Genomic DNA, 16,713 nt, shown 5'->3' on the forward strand with positions numbered 1-16,713 from the left:
AATGGAATTCTGGAAGGTTTCAACAGCCTCATTCAATCCGCCAAGGCCAAGGCTCGGGGTTACCGCACGCACAAGAACTTTATCAACATGGCCTACCTGATCCTGGGCAAGCTGGATCTCAGGCTACCCACTTGAAATGACGAGGAACCCGCTTCAATTCTGGCCCCTGGAATATAACTGAAGGTAAAATGCCCATCAATAAGACCAGGTTGATAACCGCCACGCACATGCGTGAAACCATTATCACCAAACTCCCCACCAAAAAAATAGGAAATATGCTTGTTCAGGTTTCCGCGCAACATGATTCGTGCTCGCAGAATATTAGCGGTAGTGCTTTGCGAAAATCCGGGCGCTATAAGATCAATGTGCGGGATCTGGTTATTTTCAAGGCTGTCTTCATTACCGGGTTGCGCATAAAGACTGGGCTCAATAAACCCAGAAACACCAAATATCGGGGCTTTGGCAGGAGATATCCCCTGCAATTCAAACCAGTTGGCGGCATGGGCTAACGGTGATAAACCAAGCATGGCTGCTGCGACAATAAGCGTGTTTCTGGAAATTTTATGGCCGTGATACATGTTCATCACCTCGCAATGTTTTGGCTGAATTTTTATATTATGAAATAAGCGACGACCAACAACTCGGGAATACCGCTGACCTTCGCCTTACAAAAAATGGCAGCAAGGTTCGTGCCACCATGAAATCCAAGCTTATTGGTGAAGAGGATCAGCTGATGCGGACAAAATAGCACAAGGAATTGTGCTTAAAAGAACACAACAAATAATCCATATTCATTTATTAAGGAATACTAATAAATTGTCGCTCTATTTCTTCGAGACTCAAGCCTTTGGTTTCTGGCACCAGCTTCAGCGTGAATAGTATGGCCAAAAAAGTCATGAGGGCGTAAATCAGAAATGTCGCACCACGGCCAATAGCGCCAACGAGATCCAGAAAAACTCCGGCCACCAGCATGTTAGACAGCCAGTTGATCACCGTGGCCAGACTCATGGCGCGACCACGAATAGCCAGCGGGAAAATTTCAGAAATCAACAACCAGAATATCGGCCCTAAACTCATCGCGAAAAAAGCGACAAACACTGCCGACGTCACAACGATGAGCGCAGCCCCCAAGGCTCCCTGCAAATTGGTTAAAAACTCCAGCGAGAGGGCCAGCAAGCTGATCAGCATCCCCCACAATCCCCATAACAACAATTTACGACGTCCCAGACTATCCAAAAAGCGCATGGAAATAATGGTTGCCAGGACATTCACCAAGCCGATGCCGCCCGTCGCCAGAATGGCCATGAAAGGAGAAGACAAGCCAGTCTCCTGTAAAATCTTCGGCGCATAGTACAAAACGATATTGATACCGGTGATCTGCTGAAAAACGGCCAGGCCCACAGCGATGACCATCAGGCGCCGCAGTTTCCAGTTATTGAACAGGCTACGCAAAGCCATAGGCTCGGTGTTCGCATTGCCCTGCTGTAAGGACTCCAGCTCTTCTGCCACCAGCGCCGTACTGCGCAAATACTGCAAAGCGGATTTAGCCCGATCGATGAGCCCTTGCCTGATGAGCCAGCGCGGACTCTCCGGCAATATCCACATTCCCACAAAAAGAATAAGCGCGGGCAGGGCTCCTAAGCCCAGCATCCAGCGCCAGCCACTGCCAAAGTCGCTAAACAGAAGATCTACCCCATAGGAAATGAAAATCCCGATGCTGATGTAAAGCTGATTAATGGTGACAATGGCCCCGCGCCGCTCTGGCGTGGTAATTTCGGCCAGGTAAAGCGGAGTCACGGTTGAAGCAATCCCAATAGCCAGTCCCAGAAAAGCGCGCCCCAGAAAAAGGAGTGCCACACTGTTGGCCAATCCGGCGCCGTCCCCATCGGTCTGCCAGCAACCCGGAAATAGCTGCGCCCAACGCGGCACCAGCCAAGGCCACCGCCACGAACAATCCCTGCATGCTGCCATTGAGCTGGAAGTCATGCGCCAGAAAGAGCAAAACCCCCGCCACCACCCCGGTTCCATAACCAAACAGGAGACCACCCAGACCAGCTATCACGGCAATCAGCACAAATCGCCAATCCCGAGATTTTACAGACTGTTCGGGCTGCAGCATGCCATCCCCCAATTTTTATGAATTTTATTTACGCCAAGCGTCGCCCGTCATCCGGATCGAAGAATACGGCACGCTCCATATGGAAGGAAAGGGGCGTATTGGTACCCTGCACCAGCTTCGTGGAGGGGTGTGCACGGGCTACTATCGGGGTTTTGTTAAGCCGGGTAAATACCAGGGTGTCAGCACCCGTAGGTTCTGTCATTTCCACCATAAGCTCCATGGTGTGTAAGGCACTCCCTTCGCGCGCACTTCCCGGATCGGTGATTTGCTCCGGGCGAATACCCAGAATCACTTGGCGATCTACAGCACTTTTCAGACCTGACTGCAGAACTGGTGGAAGCGGCAAACGCGAGACGCTCTGTCCTTCTCCCCGCAGTTCCAGCCAGACGGTGCCGTCACCCTGACAGACGGTAACTGGAATAAAGTTCATGGAAGGAGAACCCATGAACCCGGCAACAAAACGATTGGCAGGATCATTGTAAATGGCATCGGGGGTGCCCAGCTGCTGTATAATTCCATCACTCATCACGGCAATGAGATCGCCCATGGTCATGGCCTCAATTTGATCATGGGTCACGTAAACCATGGTGGTTTTTAGTTGCTGATGCAACCGTTTGATTTCTGTACGCATCTCTACGCGCAGCTTGGCATCCAGATTGGACAGTGGTTCATCAAACAAAAATAGTGCAGGGCGCCGGGCGATGGCCCGGCCAATGGCCACGCGCTGCTGCTGCCCTCCTGAAAGCTGCCGTGGGCGACGATCCAGAAGGTGGTCCAACTGCAGCATGTGCGCCACATCCTGCAAAATCTGCTCGCGTTCACTCTTGGGAACATGGCGGTTAACCAGTCCGAAAAGAATATTGTCGCGGACTGACATGGATGGATATAAGGCGTAGGACTGAAAGACCATGGCAATATCCCGATTTTTAGGGCTGAGATCGTTCACCCGCCGATCGTTAATGAGAATATCGCCAGCACTTTCCTGCTCAAGGCCAGCGATAATGTTCAGCAAGGTCGTTTTTCCACAGCCCGAAGGTCCAACCAGAATCAGAAACTGATTTTCCTCGGTTTCTATATTAATGCCGTGAAGTACTTCATCCTTACCGAATTTTTTATGAATATCCTTGAGTATCAGGCGTCCCATTCTTATCCCTTTACGGCGCCAGCCGTTAATCCACGTACAAAATATTTACCGGCAATCAAATACACCAACAGGGTGGGTAATGCCGCAAAAATGGCAGCCGCCATATCGACATTCCACATATGAACGCTGGTGACCGTATCGACCAGGTCATTGATAGCCACAGTGACCGGCTGTTGTCCTCCCTGAGTAAATACCACCCCAAAAAGGAAATTGTTCCAGATCATGGTGAACTGCCAGATCGCCGTTACCATGATGATCGGCGTACTGACCGGCAACATGATCCGAAAGAAAATACTGAAAAATCCGGCACCATCCACGCGTGCCGCCTTCACCAGATCATGCGGAATGCCGACGTAATAATTCCGAAAAAACAAAGTCGTAAATGCCAGACCATAAATCACATGCACCAACATCAGACCCGGAACCAAGGTGCCGGCGATGCCCAGACGACCTTCTACCCAGGCCATGGGTAACAGCACTATCTGGAAGGGAATAATGGTGCCGAGTAACAACATGTAAAAAAACACATTGGAACCACGAAAACGCCAATGCGTCAGTACATAACCATTAAAGGCACCAATCGCCGTAGAAATGACTACAGCGGGAATCACCAAAATAAAAGAGTTCAGAAAGTAACCATGAATCCCTGAACTGGCCGCACCAATTGTGGCGGCACTCCAGGCATGCACCCAAGCATACCAGTTGAGGCTGCTGGGTAAAGCAAGAATACCGGTTGAGTAAATTTCCGGCATGGTCTTGAAGGCAGTCACCAACATGACGTAAAAGGGCAATAGGAAAAACAGCGCGGCCAGAGATAAAAGGCTATAAATAACCCATCTTCTCGGGCTTAAAACGGATGAAGTACGCATCAGGCCTGCCTCCTTGAGTCGAGATACAGGAAAGGCAAGGCAAAAATCATCATGATGACCAGCATCATGAGGGCACTGGCTGCGCCCACACCCATTTCACCGCGTTGAAATGAGAAAACGTACATAAAAATGGACGGCACATTGGTGCTGTATCCGGGCCCACCGCCCGTCAGGGCAATAATTAAACCGAAGCTTTTGATCGCTAATCCGACAGATAACACCAACGCCACAAAAAAAGTGGGCGCAAGACTGGGCAGAATTACGCGCAGATAAATACGCGCATTACTGGCACCATCAATCTGTGCCGCTTTGACGATATCCGAACTGACGCCACGCAATCCCGCCAGAAAAATCGCCATCATAAAGCCAGTCGTCTGCCACACTGCCGCAATGACTACCGTATATATGGCCATGTCTGGATCATCTATCCAGGCAAAGGCAAAATGCGGGAACCCCATTGAACGGACAATGGCCTGTAAGCCAAAACCGGGGTCCAGCAGCCAGCGCCAGGCTACGCCGGTAACCACAGCGGAAAGCGCCATGGGATAAAGAAAAACCACCTGATAAAGCCTTTCGCCCTTGATACGCTGGTCCAGAAGAATAGCCAGACCAAGACCGAGAGACAGGGAAATCAGAACATACAGACCGCCAAAAATTCCGAGGTTGCTTAATGAGCGCCACCAGCGTGAGCTCCCGAAAAGATCATAATAATTGGCCAGTCCGACAAAATGATTACTGGGCAAAATGGTTGAGCGCGTCAAGGACAACCATATCGTCCATAAAATAAAACCATAGATAAAAAAGGTAGCAGCCAAAATAGTCGGCGAAAGCACTATTTTTGCCATCAACCGATCGCGTCCACTGAACTCTGCCTTGGTGAATGGCATGTGAGGATCCTTCTGCAGCATACATCAATGGAACAAGCCCGGCCTGTACAGGCATGGCCGGGCAATACCTAAGTATTAATCCTGACTCTTGGCCACTTCTACCCGTTTGGCCATGGCTGCAGCCGCAGCCTGCGGGCTTTCGTTGGAAGTGTAGAATTTATCCAGGGAGTCAATAAATGCACCGGTGGGCGGACCATAGGTGGACATATTCTGGGAAAAGCTGGGCACCAAACCATTATCCTTACGGGCAACCAGAAACTGTGCCCGGGATTTTTTCTGGCAGGCATTGTAACCATTCAGGGAAACATTCATCAAATCCGGGATGGAGCCCTTGTACTTATTGAACAGCAACTGGAATTTCGGGCTGACCATGGTTTCTGCCAGCTTGATTTCCGCCGCCCGCTTCTCGGGAGTATTCTGCCGGAAGAAAATAAAGCTATCGACGTTGTAGATGAATTCCTTGGCCGTACCGGGAAAGGCCACGCAACCCACTTGTGGACCACCCGGAGTCACATGGAGGAATTCAAACTGGCCATTGGCCCAATCGCCCATGATCTGAAATGCGGCTTTTCCGTGGGCGACTAAAGCCGTATCAAAATTCCAGGTGCGGCCCGCCAGGGATTTGGGGGTATAGGCTTCAATGGCGCGCAAGCGTTCCAACGCCTTGACCATGGTTGGACTGTCAATAGCCTTGGGATCCAGCTTGACAAAAACATCCTTGTACCAGGTCGGTCCACCCGTTTCCAAAGCAATCGGGTCAAATTCAGTGGCAATCATCCAGCCATTACCGCCACCAGCCATAGGCGTGAAACCTGCAGCCTTGACCTTGGCAAGATCCGCCATGAGTTCTGGCCAGGTTTGCGGAGCGGTGGCAATTCCGGACTTTTTGAGAATGGCCCGATTGTACCAAAGCCAGTTCAGACGATGCAGATCCATGGGAGCCGCCACATAATTGCCCTTGTACTTCATGTAATCATTGATGACTGCTGGGACATTTTTATTCCAGTCTTCAGCTTGAGCGGCAGCGTCAATATTGGCCAAGAGACCCGTATGTCCCCATTGCTGGATTTCCACCCCTTTGATTTGCGCGGCACCCGGAATCTGCCCTTCCATAAGACGCGTTTTTAAAATGGTGCGGGCCTGGGCGCCACCGCCACCAGCGATGGCGTCATTCTGAATATCCACCCCTTTGGCCTTCATCATTTCGACCAGAACATGCATAGCCTTGGCTTCCGATCCTGCTGTCCACCAGTTGATCACACTCAGGCTGGGGGCCGAAGCCGCCATCGCCGTTCCCGACAAACCACTACCCAGAGCCAGCCCTACACATACGGCAAGCATTTTTTTATGCATAGATTTCATTTTATTCTCCTCAAAAACGATATTTGAAGTAAAAGCGGTTGCTGAAATACGGGTTTTGATAATGTGGATAACCCGCCTCATTTTGCGCCATGGAAATATCCGTATAATCGGCCACATAAAGACCTTTAAGGATGCTGGACAGATCATAGGATAAACCGACATCCATGGACCAGAGATGCTGATCGGGAATGGCTGTTCCCGTTGGAAAACCGTAATCGCCGTTATAAGTATAAACACTGCCACCAAATCCATAACGGACAAGATAACGAATGAAACTGGCATTCAATTTGAGTTTGTTGGCTAAAAAACCAAAGTTGGAGGCAATTCCGTAAGCATATCCCGGTCCAAAATCGGAAATGCCCGTTTGCATGGTGGTGGTATAACTGGTACCGCTGAGATCGTTGTAGGGGTGAATCATGCCACCATGACGAAAGGAGTTATAATTTACAGGACTATAGCTTGCCACCAAGGCAACATTATCATCGTGATTGCTGCCAAATTTTATACCAATACGCCCCCCATAAACCTGGGCATCTACCGAGTCGGCATTTAGGGCATTCAGATAACTCGTACCGGCTCCAGAGTTTCCTTCAGAAACCACCTGAAAATTTCCGAACAGGGAAACATTTTTGGTAAGCGGATGACTGATACCGGCCTGTCCGTAAAACATGTTCGCAAACCCATAAAAGTCGTAATACCAGGCCTGCAAATCAACATGACTACCCAAAAACGGGGTTTGATAGCGGGCACCGAGCACATAAAAACCATTGGTATGGGCGCTGGTGTAGCGATTCCCCGTGGTAAAAGTGGCACTGTAACGACTGGCATAACTGTACATGCGCGCAGCCATGAAGCTCAGGGTTGCTGGCGACCCACCCAGAGCCATTGGACTATTACCGGACCATTGTCCAACCTTGGGATGGCCAATAATGTCCACCACCGCACTGACGCCCGTAAAAGCCCGGGGGTTGTAGGTGTAATAATCCCAATTGGCATATGGAGTATTTATAAATTGCCGGCCGCCACGAATGACAAAAGGTCCGTAGTGATACTGCAAATATGCCTGGCGAACAATGGCTATGCCATGGCTGGGATAGGGACCGGTAAGCTCCGGGTCTTCATGTTGGTAAAAACCGGTCCAGGTGGCAAAGTCTCCACCGACTCCCAGACTGAACCCTGCCAGTTGCGGACTATGCACATACAAATGCCCGCCCAACGCCAGGGAATGCGTATCCTGACCAGTATGGGCATGATTGAGGTAGCTAAAGTTAAGCAGGCCAACCATGGCCGATATTTTAGTGTTAGCAATAGCCTTATCCAGAATGGAATTGGCAGGAATCAGCGAATTGGTCGGGGTGGCCGCCTGGGACAATGCCGGTGCGCCCAGGGCAATGGCACAGGAAACGGCCAGGCTGCAGGCCAGAAAGCGTCTGGATGGAATCCTTCCAGACAATGATGGATAATTACTATAATTATATTTTTTAATCATGGCACTCTCCTTATTTTCAGTATTTATAGCGCCCTTATGCAGGGTGTATTTGCGATAACCACTCCTTTTTCTCTTTCCCGATCTTTCGGGGGTTCATCAAACCGTACTGCGTTTCTTCAAATAACCGAGCATGACCGCCAGCAAAATGACAACACCTTCCACCAGCTCGGTATAGAAGGGTGAAATATTCAATAAAACCAGACCATCCAGAATAGTGCTCAGTAACAGCGCGCCAAGCAGTACACCCCAGACGGTGCCTCGGCCGCCAAACAGATAGACGCCGCCAATAACTGCCGCCGCAATAGCTGGCAGTTCGTCGCCGCGACCAGCATTGGGGTCAGCAGTGGCCAATTGGGCAGCGAAAATCACACCGGCAAGCCCTGCGGAAAATCCGGAAAAAGCATAGGCCAGACTGCGCAGGCGGCGTACCCGAATTCCCGCACGATAGGCGGCGACACGATTCCCACCGATGGCGTATAAATAAGCGCCAGAAGCGCTCAGACCCAGAAACAGCGCGACCACAATGACCATCAAACCCGCAATCCAGACCTGATCAGGGATACCCAGAATGTGGCTTTCGCCAATGGCGTTAAAACCATTGTCATTGATATTCAGGGGCTCCCCATTGGTGACAATCAGGGTCAGGCTCGAAAAAATGGAAAGTCCGGCCAGTGTGGCTATAAAGTCCGTAATGTGCAGGTAATTGATGATGACGCCTTGTAAAAGCCCCGCTAATGTGGCCGCCAAAAGCGCCAGGAACAGCGCCAGGGGCCAAGGAAAACCCAGCAACATCATGGTTGCGGCGAGGGCACCCGTGAGCCCGGCCACGGCGCCAACAGAAAGATCAATTCCGGCGACCAACATCACCATCAACTCACTTAATGCCAGCAGCACCAATGGCGCCGCATCAGTCAAGATGCTGAAAAAATTATTGGTGGAAACAAAATGGGGGGCGACAAACGCTAAGAAAATCAGCAGGGCAATAAAAGCCAACAAAACCCCCTGATCCATCAGAAACTGGCGCAGGGCGTGCGCCTTCAGTTCCGGGGCGTTCATGCAGCCACCCCCTTACCCACCAGCATGGCTTTGACGACCGTGTTCTCATCCAGACTTTCTGGTTTCCCATCCAGCGCCTTTTCACCGCGTGTAAGTACCGTGATGCGCGAAGCCACCTGCCAGACGTCGGTCATGGTGTGGGTGATCAGAATCACCGCTACACCCGAAGCCGCCAACGTCTGAATCAAATGGAGGATGGCAGCGTGCTCGCCAACCCCGATGGCGGCAGTGGGTTCATCCATAATTACCAGCTTCGCCTGCCAGTAAGCGGCTCGGGCAATGGCTACGGCCTGTCTTTGTCCCCCCGAAAGCTCTCCAACCGGTTGCCGCAGGGGCAGTTCAATAGCAAGTTTCTGGAGTGCCAGCGCCGATTGTTTACGCATTTCCCGCCGCGCCAGGATGGGGAAAATACCAAGCAGACGTCTTTTGCGCTCCCTGCCCAGAAAAATATTAGCGGCAACGTCCAGATTTTCAGCAACTGCCAAGTCCTGATACAAGGTTTCAATACCCAGATCCCGGGCATACCGGGGATCAAACTGACGCACGGTCTGATCATTAAAATGCATCGTCCCCGCGCTCGGCGCCTGGGCACCGGCAATGATTTTTACCAGGGTAGATTTGCCAGCACCATTATCTCCCAGCAAGGCCAGGACTTCTCCCGGCCAGATGTCCAGATCAATGTCCCGCAAAGCCTGGACTGCTCCAAAGCGTTTACCAATGCCGCGCAAGCTCAGCAGAGGTGCCTGGCCAGCTCTTTCACTGACCCTGTCTGCAGATTTCATGAATGGCTCGGCGCAAGATCCATATGCAAAGGTACCGGAACAAAAACTGTACCCGTAGATAGATAACTGTAACCGGCCTGGACGCCCAGGGCTCCCATGACTGCCGGTTGCTGCGCCACACTCAGGGCAATTTTCCCTTGTTTTACCAATTGCGTTTCACCGACACTGCCGCTGCCGATCATGGCGATGGTAAGTCCCTTTAAACGACCAGCTGCCGCTGCAGCACGCATGGCGCCAATGGCCATTTCACCATTTTCCGAATACACGGCGTTGAGTTTCGGGTTGGCAATCAGGACGTCGCGCATAACCGTGAGCCCACCTTCGCGACTAAACCCGCCTGATTGTCTGGCCACCACCTTGATATGCGGGTAACTTTTCAGAACCGACTCACAACCGGCGGTTCTCTCATTGGTTGCAGAGGCTCCGGATATTCCCAGAAGCATGAACAAATTACCCTGTCCATGGAGTTTATTGGCAATATATTGACAGGCTTGTGCTCCCGCCTGTTTGTTATCCGAAGCAAAATAGGCAATGGCATGACCACCATCAGCCTTACGATCAATATAAATGACGGGAATATGTGCGGCATTGGCTTTTTCAACGGCAGGGACCAAAGCTTTGGCGTCGGTGGGATTAATCAGTAATAAATTCACCTTGCGGGCGATTAATGTATCTATTTGATTACTTTGTGTAATTGAATTATTATTACCATCTTCAACCAGTAATTGTACGCCAAGCTTCTTAGCTTCCGCTTCTGCACCACTTTTAATGGTGGCAAAATAAGGGGTCATGGCGGACAACATCAGACCGAAAGTATAATGCTGGGGGGCGGCATCCTGCGCACTCGCCATGCCAGAAAACCCCAAAGATAAAGCCATTGCAGCCATCAATACCGAAGTCGTTTTGTTTTTCATGGTAAAGCCCTCAAGTAATTATTGGAATTTGTCGAAATATTCTGCGCAATAAAACTTTCTATCGTCGCGCGCAGCGGCAACGAAGCTTGTGCACCTTCACGGGTTGCAGCCAACGCACCTGCGGCGTTGGCAAAAATGACGGCAGATTCCATAGAATGATCGCTGGCAATAGCAGCACTGAAGGCACCGGCAAAAGCATCTCCACAGCCTGTGGTGTCGACGACATCGACGCTAAACCCGGGAACCAGACCGGATTTCCCCTGCCTTATCGCCCACGCAGCGCCAGCTTTACCGAGTGTAATAACTGCCGACTGCCGTCCTGATGCCAGTTTCTCAACCATGGCAATAGCGTTTTGCGCGTTAACTGGCTCAGATAAGGCGAGTAATTGCATCGCCTCCAATTCATTAACCAGAAGAATGTCCGCAAGAGAAAGAATTTCTTCCATTTTTTGTTGCACTGGTGAAGCATTGAGGATGACTAAACCACCCATCTTGTGCATTTGCTGAGCGCTAGCCTTAACAACTTCCAAAGGAACTTCCAGTTGCATCAAAAGAATATCTCGTTGCTGAATGGCAGGCAGTACCTGTTCTGGAGTCAGAGCAGCATTTGCACCGGATATGATGGTAATCCGATTTTGCCCGCTTTCTTCCAGTAAAATAAAAGCCAGACCGGTAGGTGTATCTGAACGGACGAGCGCGGTAAGTTCAAGGTTCTCTTGCACTAGATTGTCGTGGAGGAATTCACCATAGGCATCACAACCCAAACAGGCCACAAAGCACACCGAAGCACCCGATCTTTGCGCCGCAACCGCCTGATTAGCCCCTTTACCACCGGGATACATCACATAATCGGTACCAAGCACTGTTTCACCAACATCGGGGGCACGGGCTACGCGCAGGACAATGTCCATATTGCTGCTCCCGACAACAATCATTGCACAACCTCTTGAATATTGCCACGAGGTTTAAACGACTGCGCAATAAGAGAATGAAAAAGTTTGTTCTTTATAAAAATTATTTTCACCTACACCCCCGAGCCCGAAATGAAAACCCAGGCTATTTTTTCAGAATCTAACGCTTTGTGACAGTAGGTATAGTCTGAGAATTCACGAAGTGCAAGTTAGAAAGGCATCAAGACAATTAACATATTTTAATTTTATCTAATAGTGGATAGTTTTAATGGATTTTTCAGAGATTATTACCCAAACCATTATATATTTTAATCAGCAAAAACCTTTTGATAAATTTCTTTTGCGAAACTCGTGCTTAACGGCTCGGCTTCGGAGACCTTGAATTTTTTGTTTGATTCCTCATTGGAGGCGACTCGTAAAGGAAGTACTTCAGGGCTTTTCTTCGCATAAAGCTTGCGTGCAAAAGTATATAAATGTGTAACGAAAACAACCTTTATGCCCTTTTCCAGCAGAGCATTACAAATCTGCCAGGCAATTTCGGAGCCCTCACGTTCATTGGTTGCGGCAAACGACTCGTTAAACAAAACCATAGCTGTCGCTTTGAGTTTAGGGACCAGAGCAGCCATGCGGAGAAGCTCTTCATCAAATTTCCCACTACGCATATTCGTATCCTCTTCCAGCTTGAAGTGGGTATAAACCTCATCACAAAGACTCGCTGTGAATTGTTCAGCGGCTACTGGAAATCCACTCTGAAGCAGTAACTGATTGACGCCCAAAGCTCGCAAAAAGGTGCTTTTCCCGCCACTATTGGCACCTGTTATGAGGATAAATGACTTATTTTCAGCCTGGAGATCATTCAAAATCAGCTTCTCCTGCTGTAACAGGGCAAGGCAGGGATCATAAAGTTTGCTGGCCACACAAACGGGATTCTGTCCGCTCAGCGGTGTTGGAAGGCAGAAAACATAACCCCTGTTTTTCAGCGCCGCGCACAAGTTCAAAGCTGCTTGGTAAAAAGCCGACTCATCACGCAATCGACTAAAAAAATTGAGAAACTGCTGAACAGCAACATCCATAATTAACGCTACCGACTCCAAAGCCGCGTCGCGAAATTCGCTCAATGCCGTTAAACCGCTTTCATCACGCTGGGAAATGGTAAAGGAATACTCCTCTGTAGAACTATTTGATGAGAAAATCTTATGTAGCCAACTGGTTGATGGCTGCTCTCTATTCAGTAAAAATTCGCTACTGCGATTATTATGATCTAACCTTGCATTGACAGAAAAACCATGATTAAAACGTAATACGGAATTCTGTAAACGAAGCTTATTCAATACTTCGTTACTGAAATCTGTTTGCAAAAACTTAAAAAATAACTGCAAACCGGTAGATTCGGCATCTGCATATTGAGTACTCAGATTGCGGATTTTGACCAATTGCGCAAGCAGCATATCCATCAATTCCACATTAGTGCGCAAGCGTCGGCTGGCGGATTTCGCAGATAACCAGAACCTCAAAGAATCCCGATAGGCTTCCAAGGTGTCAAGGCTGAGCTGATAAATCTCGGATACCAACAGCGGATGACGCATGAAATCTTTGAGAATTTGTTGTCGAAAAAGGATAACCGACTTATCGTTGCTACGTTGACCAAGCAATAACTTGCGTACAGCCTCAAGAATTTTTTCATCCTGATTGGCCATTACAGAAAATAATACGGACAATTCCAAATCAGCAATCAACTGTTCTGAATGATCAGGAATAGTATTAAAATCATATATCCTGTTATCAGGATATAGCAAGCTGATTTTATTCATCAATTCTCTCCATCAATCTGTTGTACGTCAAACCGTACTTTTCAGCAAGAGACAAAGCATAGGCCAGGCCATCTGCGGGCTTTCGACATATTTTGAATGTTCTACGAGTGAGGTCTTCAGTCTCTACCATGCTCATCAAACTGACAATCTGCGGACTGATGAGAGTCAGCGCATCAATAAATGTTACCCACACCGTAACTATTTTTTTTGCTAGCAATTTACGGATTATTTGTTCGCTTAAATACAGTGCATCATCATAGGTTGTCGAATCGAATAATTCATTCATTATAAAAATACTGGAGGCAGTAGCCTCTTTCAGGTTATCATGTATCCGGATTAAATCCTCTTCCAGCTTTCCATGTCCAGCACGAATATCCTCACGATATGAAAAATGCGTATAAATTGCATCGCAAAAATCAAGCTGTGTATTCAGACCAGGCACTGGACATCCCAACCCGGCCAAATGGTGCAGTTGACCAAACATTCTGGCAAAAGTGGTTTTTCCTCCTTGATTGGGTCCAGTGATCACGAAAATTTGCTCGTCATTGATAAGAGATAAATCATTAACCACAACCTTCTGCCCGGTTTCTTCCATAAGTCTGGTTGCCAGCGCCAGATCAAATGTCTGTTCGGCCCGCACTTGTTTATTGCTTATGTCTATATTTGGAATGCAAAACGCTAATCCCAGATGTTTTAAGGGAGCGATATATTCCAGATAAGCCAGATAGAATTGTAATTCTCGCTCCCAGATCAGGATATTATGATCCATAAAAGGATACCGGGAGGCTCTCAGCGAGTCAGATGGATATTCAACTTCACTCGCCACAAGTGGCCGCATATACTGCTTACAATAACTATCCAGTCGAGCAAAAGGTTCTGGATACAATTGAGCCACCCCTTCCAATATCTGTGCTTCAACATGGTTTAAATCAACTGTCTGATTGCCTACTATATTATCATCATCAAGCGGAATATCCGATAAATATAAATTTTTGGCCACCTCTCCAGCATAGTTATCTTCCTCACAGTGGCGGACAGATACTTTATTTTCTACAATGACGACACAATATCTAATTTTTTTTAGACTTTCGCAAAGATTCGCAGTTTTATTTTTAAACTCAACAAATGTACTTGTACATAAAATTTCTATGAATTGATTGATTAGCTCTTTCAATCCTACTGATTTTACTTGTACTGATTTCAAGCCTTCCAGAAAGTCTTCAAGATTTTTCTGATACCGCAACGCCAGTTCCAGATAACAACGTTGCTGTTGCAGTGGGTAATACAAATTCTCTATGCGATCTAACGTGTTGCGAATATCTGCCAAATATTTAGAATATGATAATATAGTTTTATAAACCTTTTCCTCCTCGAAGTCTTTCATAATTTCCTGACGATACTGGATTTGTTCCAGATTTTTATTTAAATTATAAAAATATTGATTTAATTTATATTCTTCCCTGCCGTCAACAATATGACTGATAACCTTATCCAGATTAAGGTCATGAAAATAAACAGGTTTGGCAATTTTTACGAACTGCTCCTGATCAGCATCAACAAAGAGTAAACTCAGCCTTTTCAATTAATAACCCCCTATTTCTTAAAGTAATATTCTGTTCATATTTGTGTCATTTATGGTATGCTTCTATCTACCCGATAAAGCCATTCAGCATAAAATACTTTTGGCATCATTATGTCCTGCACTTACCTTGATTTATCCCGTCATATGAACTATCTATAAAGAAATTGGTTGTATCTGCTTATTTCGATTTTCCCAAATTCTCAAACTCTATGCGTTATAATCACTATCAGGAGGAGCTTGATGTCTAATTCCTATGACTTACTGATTATAGGCGGTGGAATCAATGGCGTTGGAATTGCCCGCGATGCCAGCGGTAGAAAACTCTCCGTGCTCCTAGTTGAGCAAGATGATCTTGCCGCACATACATCCTCTGCCAGCACCAAACTAATACATGGTGGCTTGCGTTATCTGGAATACTACGAATTTCGCCTCGTCCGTGAGGCCCTCATGGAACGCGAACGGCTTCTCGGCATTGCCCCCCATATTATCTGGCCTTTGGAGTTTGTTCTGCCCCAAAGCCCAGATGGTCGTTCTTCCTGGCGGATTCGTGCGGGGCTTATGCTCTACGACCATCTCGCCCCACGCTCTCGTTTGCCCGGTTCAAAAGCCGTGCATTTCGGACCACATCCAGCAGCGGCAATTCTGAAGTCCGAATTCGCCAAGGGGTTCACCTATGCAGATTGCTGGGTGGAAGATAGCCGACTGGTTGCCCTCAATGCTTTGGATGCATCTGAACGGGGTGCAAAAATCCTGACTCATACGCGGCTGCTTGCTGCGCATCCGGAAAAGCAGCTGTGGAAAGCGCAACTGAAAGATCAAGGAACCGGAAAGGAAACCACTGTTTTCGCCAAGGCTTTGGTCAATGCTGCCGGACCTTGGGTCGGTGATGTGCTGGTCAAGGAGCTCGGCATTCAGACCCATAAAACCGTCCGCAAGGTCAAGGGAAGTCACATCATTGTGCCTCGCATTTACCAGGGTGATTACGCCTTTATCCTGCAAAATCCCGATAAGCGAATCGTATTTGCCATTCCCTATGAGTATGAATACACCTTGATTGGCACCACAGATATTCCCTACGATGGCGATCCAGCCCAGGTCAGCATCTCCCCGGAGGAAACGGCTTACCTATGTGAAAGTGTTTCCCGTTATTTCCGAACCCCGCTCCATCCAGACGACGTCGTCCGCAGTTATTCCGGGGTACGCCCTCTCTATGATGACCATGCGGCCAATGCTTCCGCAGTCACCCGGGACTATGTGCTGGATATGGAAGGCGGCAATGATATTCCGCCTTTGCTTTCTGTTTTCGGGGGTAAAATTACGACTTATCGGCGCCTCGCCGAACACGCCCTGTCCCTGCTTCAGCCCGTTCTCGGGCACCCCAAGGATCACAGTTGGACAGCAACAGCGCCTCTTCCCGGGGGCGATATCAGCAACGGGGATTTTGCCGGATTCGTCCGTATGCTCTCTGAACAGTACCCGTTTTTGTCGGCGCACCTGGCTTACCGTCTGGCACGTGCCTACGGCACAAGAGCTTTGAAAATATTAGGTGATGCCCGTCAGATGACGGATCTGGGTGAAGACTTTGGCGAAGAGCTGACCCAGGCAGAAGTAGATTATCTGGTCACCCAGGAGTGGGCGCGGGAATCAGAGGACATTTTGTGGCGGCGCTCCAAAATGGCCCTGCATGTGCCTGCTGACACCAACGAGAAACTCAAAGCATACCTGCAATCACCAGAAATCATCGCAAAAATCGGACAAGGAGGAGCCTGAGACCATACTGTGACAAT

At 48.6% G+C, this 16,713-nt stretch carries 14 protein-coding genes; 2 read left to right on the forward strand and 12 right to left on the reverse strand.

Translation table 11 applies throughout. The features are described from left to right. Positions 1-135: transposase (locus tag BLW97_RS19155; protein ID WP_143214908.1), on the forward strand; the 135-nt coding region annotated here is incomplete at its 5' end. A gap of 663 nt (positions 136-798) precedes the next feature. On the opposite strand, the gene BLW97_RS14155 is transcribed toward BLW97_RS19155, so the two are convergent. The 12 genes from BLW97_RS14155 to BLW97_RS14210 form a co-directional block, all read right to left on the reverse strand. Next, positions 799-2,028, reverse strand: a complete 1,230-nt coding sequence (locus BLW97_RS14155) for a sugar porter family MFS transporter (protein WP_341465664.1) — start codon at positions 2,026-2,028, stop codon at positions 799-801. A 119-nt stretch (positions 2,029-2,147) separates the two neighbouring features. Continuing rightward, positions 2,148-3,263, reverse strand: coding sequence for an ABC transporter ATP-binding protein (locus BLW97_RS14160; RefSeq protein ID WP_075323488.1), 1,116 nt, complete (start codon positions 3,261-3,263; stop codon positions 2,148-2,150). Positions 3,264-3,265: 2 nt separating this feature from the next. After that, entirely contained in the window at positions 3,266-4,132 is an 867-nt protein-coding gene (locus tag BLW97_RS14165; protein WP_024893134.1) for a carbohydrate ABC transporter permease, read from the reverse strand. Next, positions 4,132-5,019 carry a carbohydrate ABC transporter permease gene (locus BLW97_RS14170; protein ID WP_065975432.1) on the reverse strand — a complete coding sequence of 296 codons (888 nt, stop codon included), beginning with the start codon at positions 5,017-5,019 and terminating at the stop codon, positions 4,132-4,134. The genes BLW97_RS14165 and BLW97_RS14170 overlap by 1 nt, the downstream gene beginning before the upstream one ends. 75 nt (positions 5,020-5,094) lie before the next feature. Beyond that, positions 5,095-6,381, reverse strand: a complete 1,287-nt coding sequence (locus BLW97_RS14175) for an ABC transporter substrate-binding protein (RefSeq protein WP_158025176.1) — start codon at positions 6,379-6,381, stop codon at positions 5,095-5,097. A gap of 10 nt (positions 6,382-6,391) precedes the next feature. Beyond that, positions 6,392-7,870 carry a hypothetical protein gene (locus BLW97_RS14180; RefSeq protein WP_226852404.1) on the reverse strand — a complete coding sequence of 493 codons (1,479 nt, stop codon included), beginning with the start codon at positions 7,868-7,870 and terminating at the stop codon, positions 6,392-6,394. Positions 7,871-7,966: 96 nt separating this feature from the next. Then, complete coding sequence (locus BLW97_RS14185; protein ID WP_075323489.1) at positions 7,967-8,926, reverse strand: ABC transporter permease; 960 nt, start codon at positions 8,924-8,926, stop codon at positions 7,967-7,969. Continuing rightward, the gene (locus BLW97_RS14190) at positions 8,923-9,708 is read right to left on the reverse strand and encodes an ATP-binding cassette domain-containing protein (RefSeq protein ID WP_075323490.1); all 786 of its coding nucleotides are present in this window, start codon (positions 9,706-9,708) and stop codon (positions 8,923-8,925) included. The genes BLW97_RS14185 and BLW97_RS14190 overlap by 4 nt, the downstream gene beginning before the upstream one ends. Then, entirely contained in the window at positions 9,705-10,622 is a 918-nt protein-coding gene (locus tag BLW97_RS14195) for a substrate-binding domain-containing protein (protein ID WP_010640986.1), read from the reverse strand. Before BLW97_RS14195 ends, BLW97_RS14190 begins: the two co-directional genes overlap by 4 nt. Further along, positions 10,619-11,557: a ribokinase gene (locus tag BLW97_RS14200; protein WP_075323491.1), complete on the reverse strand. Its 939-nt coding sequence runs from the start codon at positions 11,555-11,557 to the stop codon at positions 10,619-10,621. The genes BLW97_RS14195 and BLW97_RS14200 overlap by 4 nt, the downstream gene beginning before the upstream one ends. Before the next feature lie 284 nt (positions 11,558-11,841). Continuing rightward, positions 11,842-13,344, reverse strand: coding sequence for a MutS-related protein (locus BLW97_RS14205; RefSeq protein WP_075323492.1), 1,503 nt, complete (start codon positions 13,342-13,344; stop codon positions 11,842-11,844). Further along, entirely contained in the window at positions 13,337-14,926 is a 1,590-nt protein-coding gene (locus BLW97_RS14210) for a MutS-related protein (protein WP_075323493.1), read from the reverse strand. Before BLW97_RS14210 ends, BLW97_RS14205 begins: the two co-directional genes overlap by 8 nt. Before the next feature lie 240 nt (positions 14,927-15,166). On the opposite strand from BLW97_RS14210, the gene glpD reads away from it, so the two are divergent. Next, positions 15,167-16,696, forward strand: coding sequence for a glycerol-3-phosphate dehydrogenase (glpD, locus tag BLW97_RS14215; protein ID WP_075323494.1), 1,530 nt, complete (start codon positions 15,167-15,169; stop codon positions 16,694-16,696). Positions 16,697-16,713 lie beyond the last annotated feature (17 nt).

The organism is Acidithiobacillus albertensis (genome assembly GCF_001931655.1).
GTDB classification, from domain to species: Bacteria; Pseudomonadota; Gammaproteobacteria; order Acidithiobacillales; family Acidithiobacillaceae; genus Acidithiobacillus; species Acidithiobacillus thiooxidans.

Bases quoted from the DNA above. Each gene is read 5' to 3' on its own strand.
- BLW97_RS14155 (WP_341465664.1), bottom strand. From the start codon at position 2,028: ATGGAACCGGGGTGGTGGCGGGGGTTTTGCTCTTTCTGGCGCATGACT.
- BLW97_RS14160 (WP_075323488.1), bottom strand. From the start codon at position 3,263: ATGGGACGCCTGATACTCAAGGATATTCATAAAAAATTCGGTAAGGAT.
- BLW97_RS14165 (WP_024893134.1), bottom strand. From the start codon at position 4,132: ATGCGTACTTCATCCGTTTTAAGCCCGAGAAGATGGGTTATTTATAGC.
- BLW97_RS14170 (WP_065975432.1), bottom strand. From the start codon at position 5,019: ATGCCATTCACCAAGGCAGAGTTCAGTGGACGCGATCGGTTGATGGCA.
- BLW97_RS14175 (WP_158025176.1), bottom strand. From the start codon at position 6,381: ATGAAATCTATGCATAAAAAAATGCTTGCCGTATGTGTAGGGCTGGCT.
- BLW97_RS14180 (WP_226852404.1), bottom strand. From the start codon at position 7,870: ATGATTAAAAAATATAATTATAGTAATTATCCATCATTGTCTGGAAGG.
- BLW97_RS14185 (WP_075323489.1), bottom strand. From the start codon at position 8,926: ATGAACGCCCCGGAACTGAAGGCGCACGCCCTGCGCCAGTTTCTGATG.
- BLW97_RS14190 (WP_075323490.1), bottom strand. From the start codon at position 9,708: ATGAAATCTGCAGACAGGGTCAGTGAAAGAGCTGGCCAGGCACCTCTG.
- BLW97_RS14195 (WP_010640986.1), bottom strand. From the start codon at position 10,622: ATGAAAAACAAAACGACTTCGGTATTGATGGCTGCAATGGCTTTATCT.
- BLW97_RS14200 (WP_075323491.1), bottom strand. From the start codon at position 11,557: ATGATTGTTGTCGGGAGCAGCAATATGGACATTGTCCTGCGCGTAGCC.
- BLW97_RS14205 (WP_075323492.1), bottom strand. From the start codon at position 13,344: ATGAATAAAATCAGCTTGCTATATCCTGATAACAGGATATATGATTTT.
- glpD (WP_075323494.1), top strand. From the start codon at position 15,167: ATGTCTAATTCCTATGACTTACTGATTATAGGCGGTGGAATCAATGGC.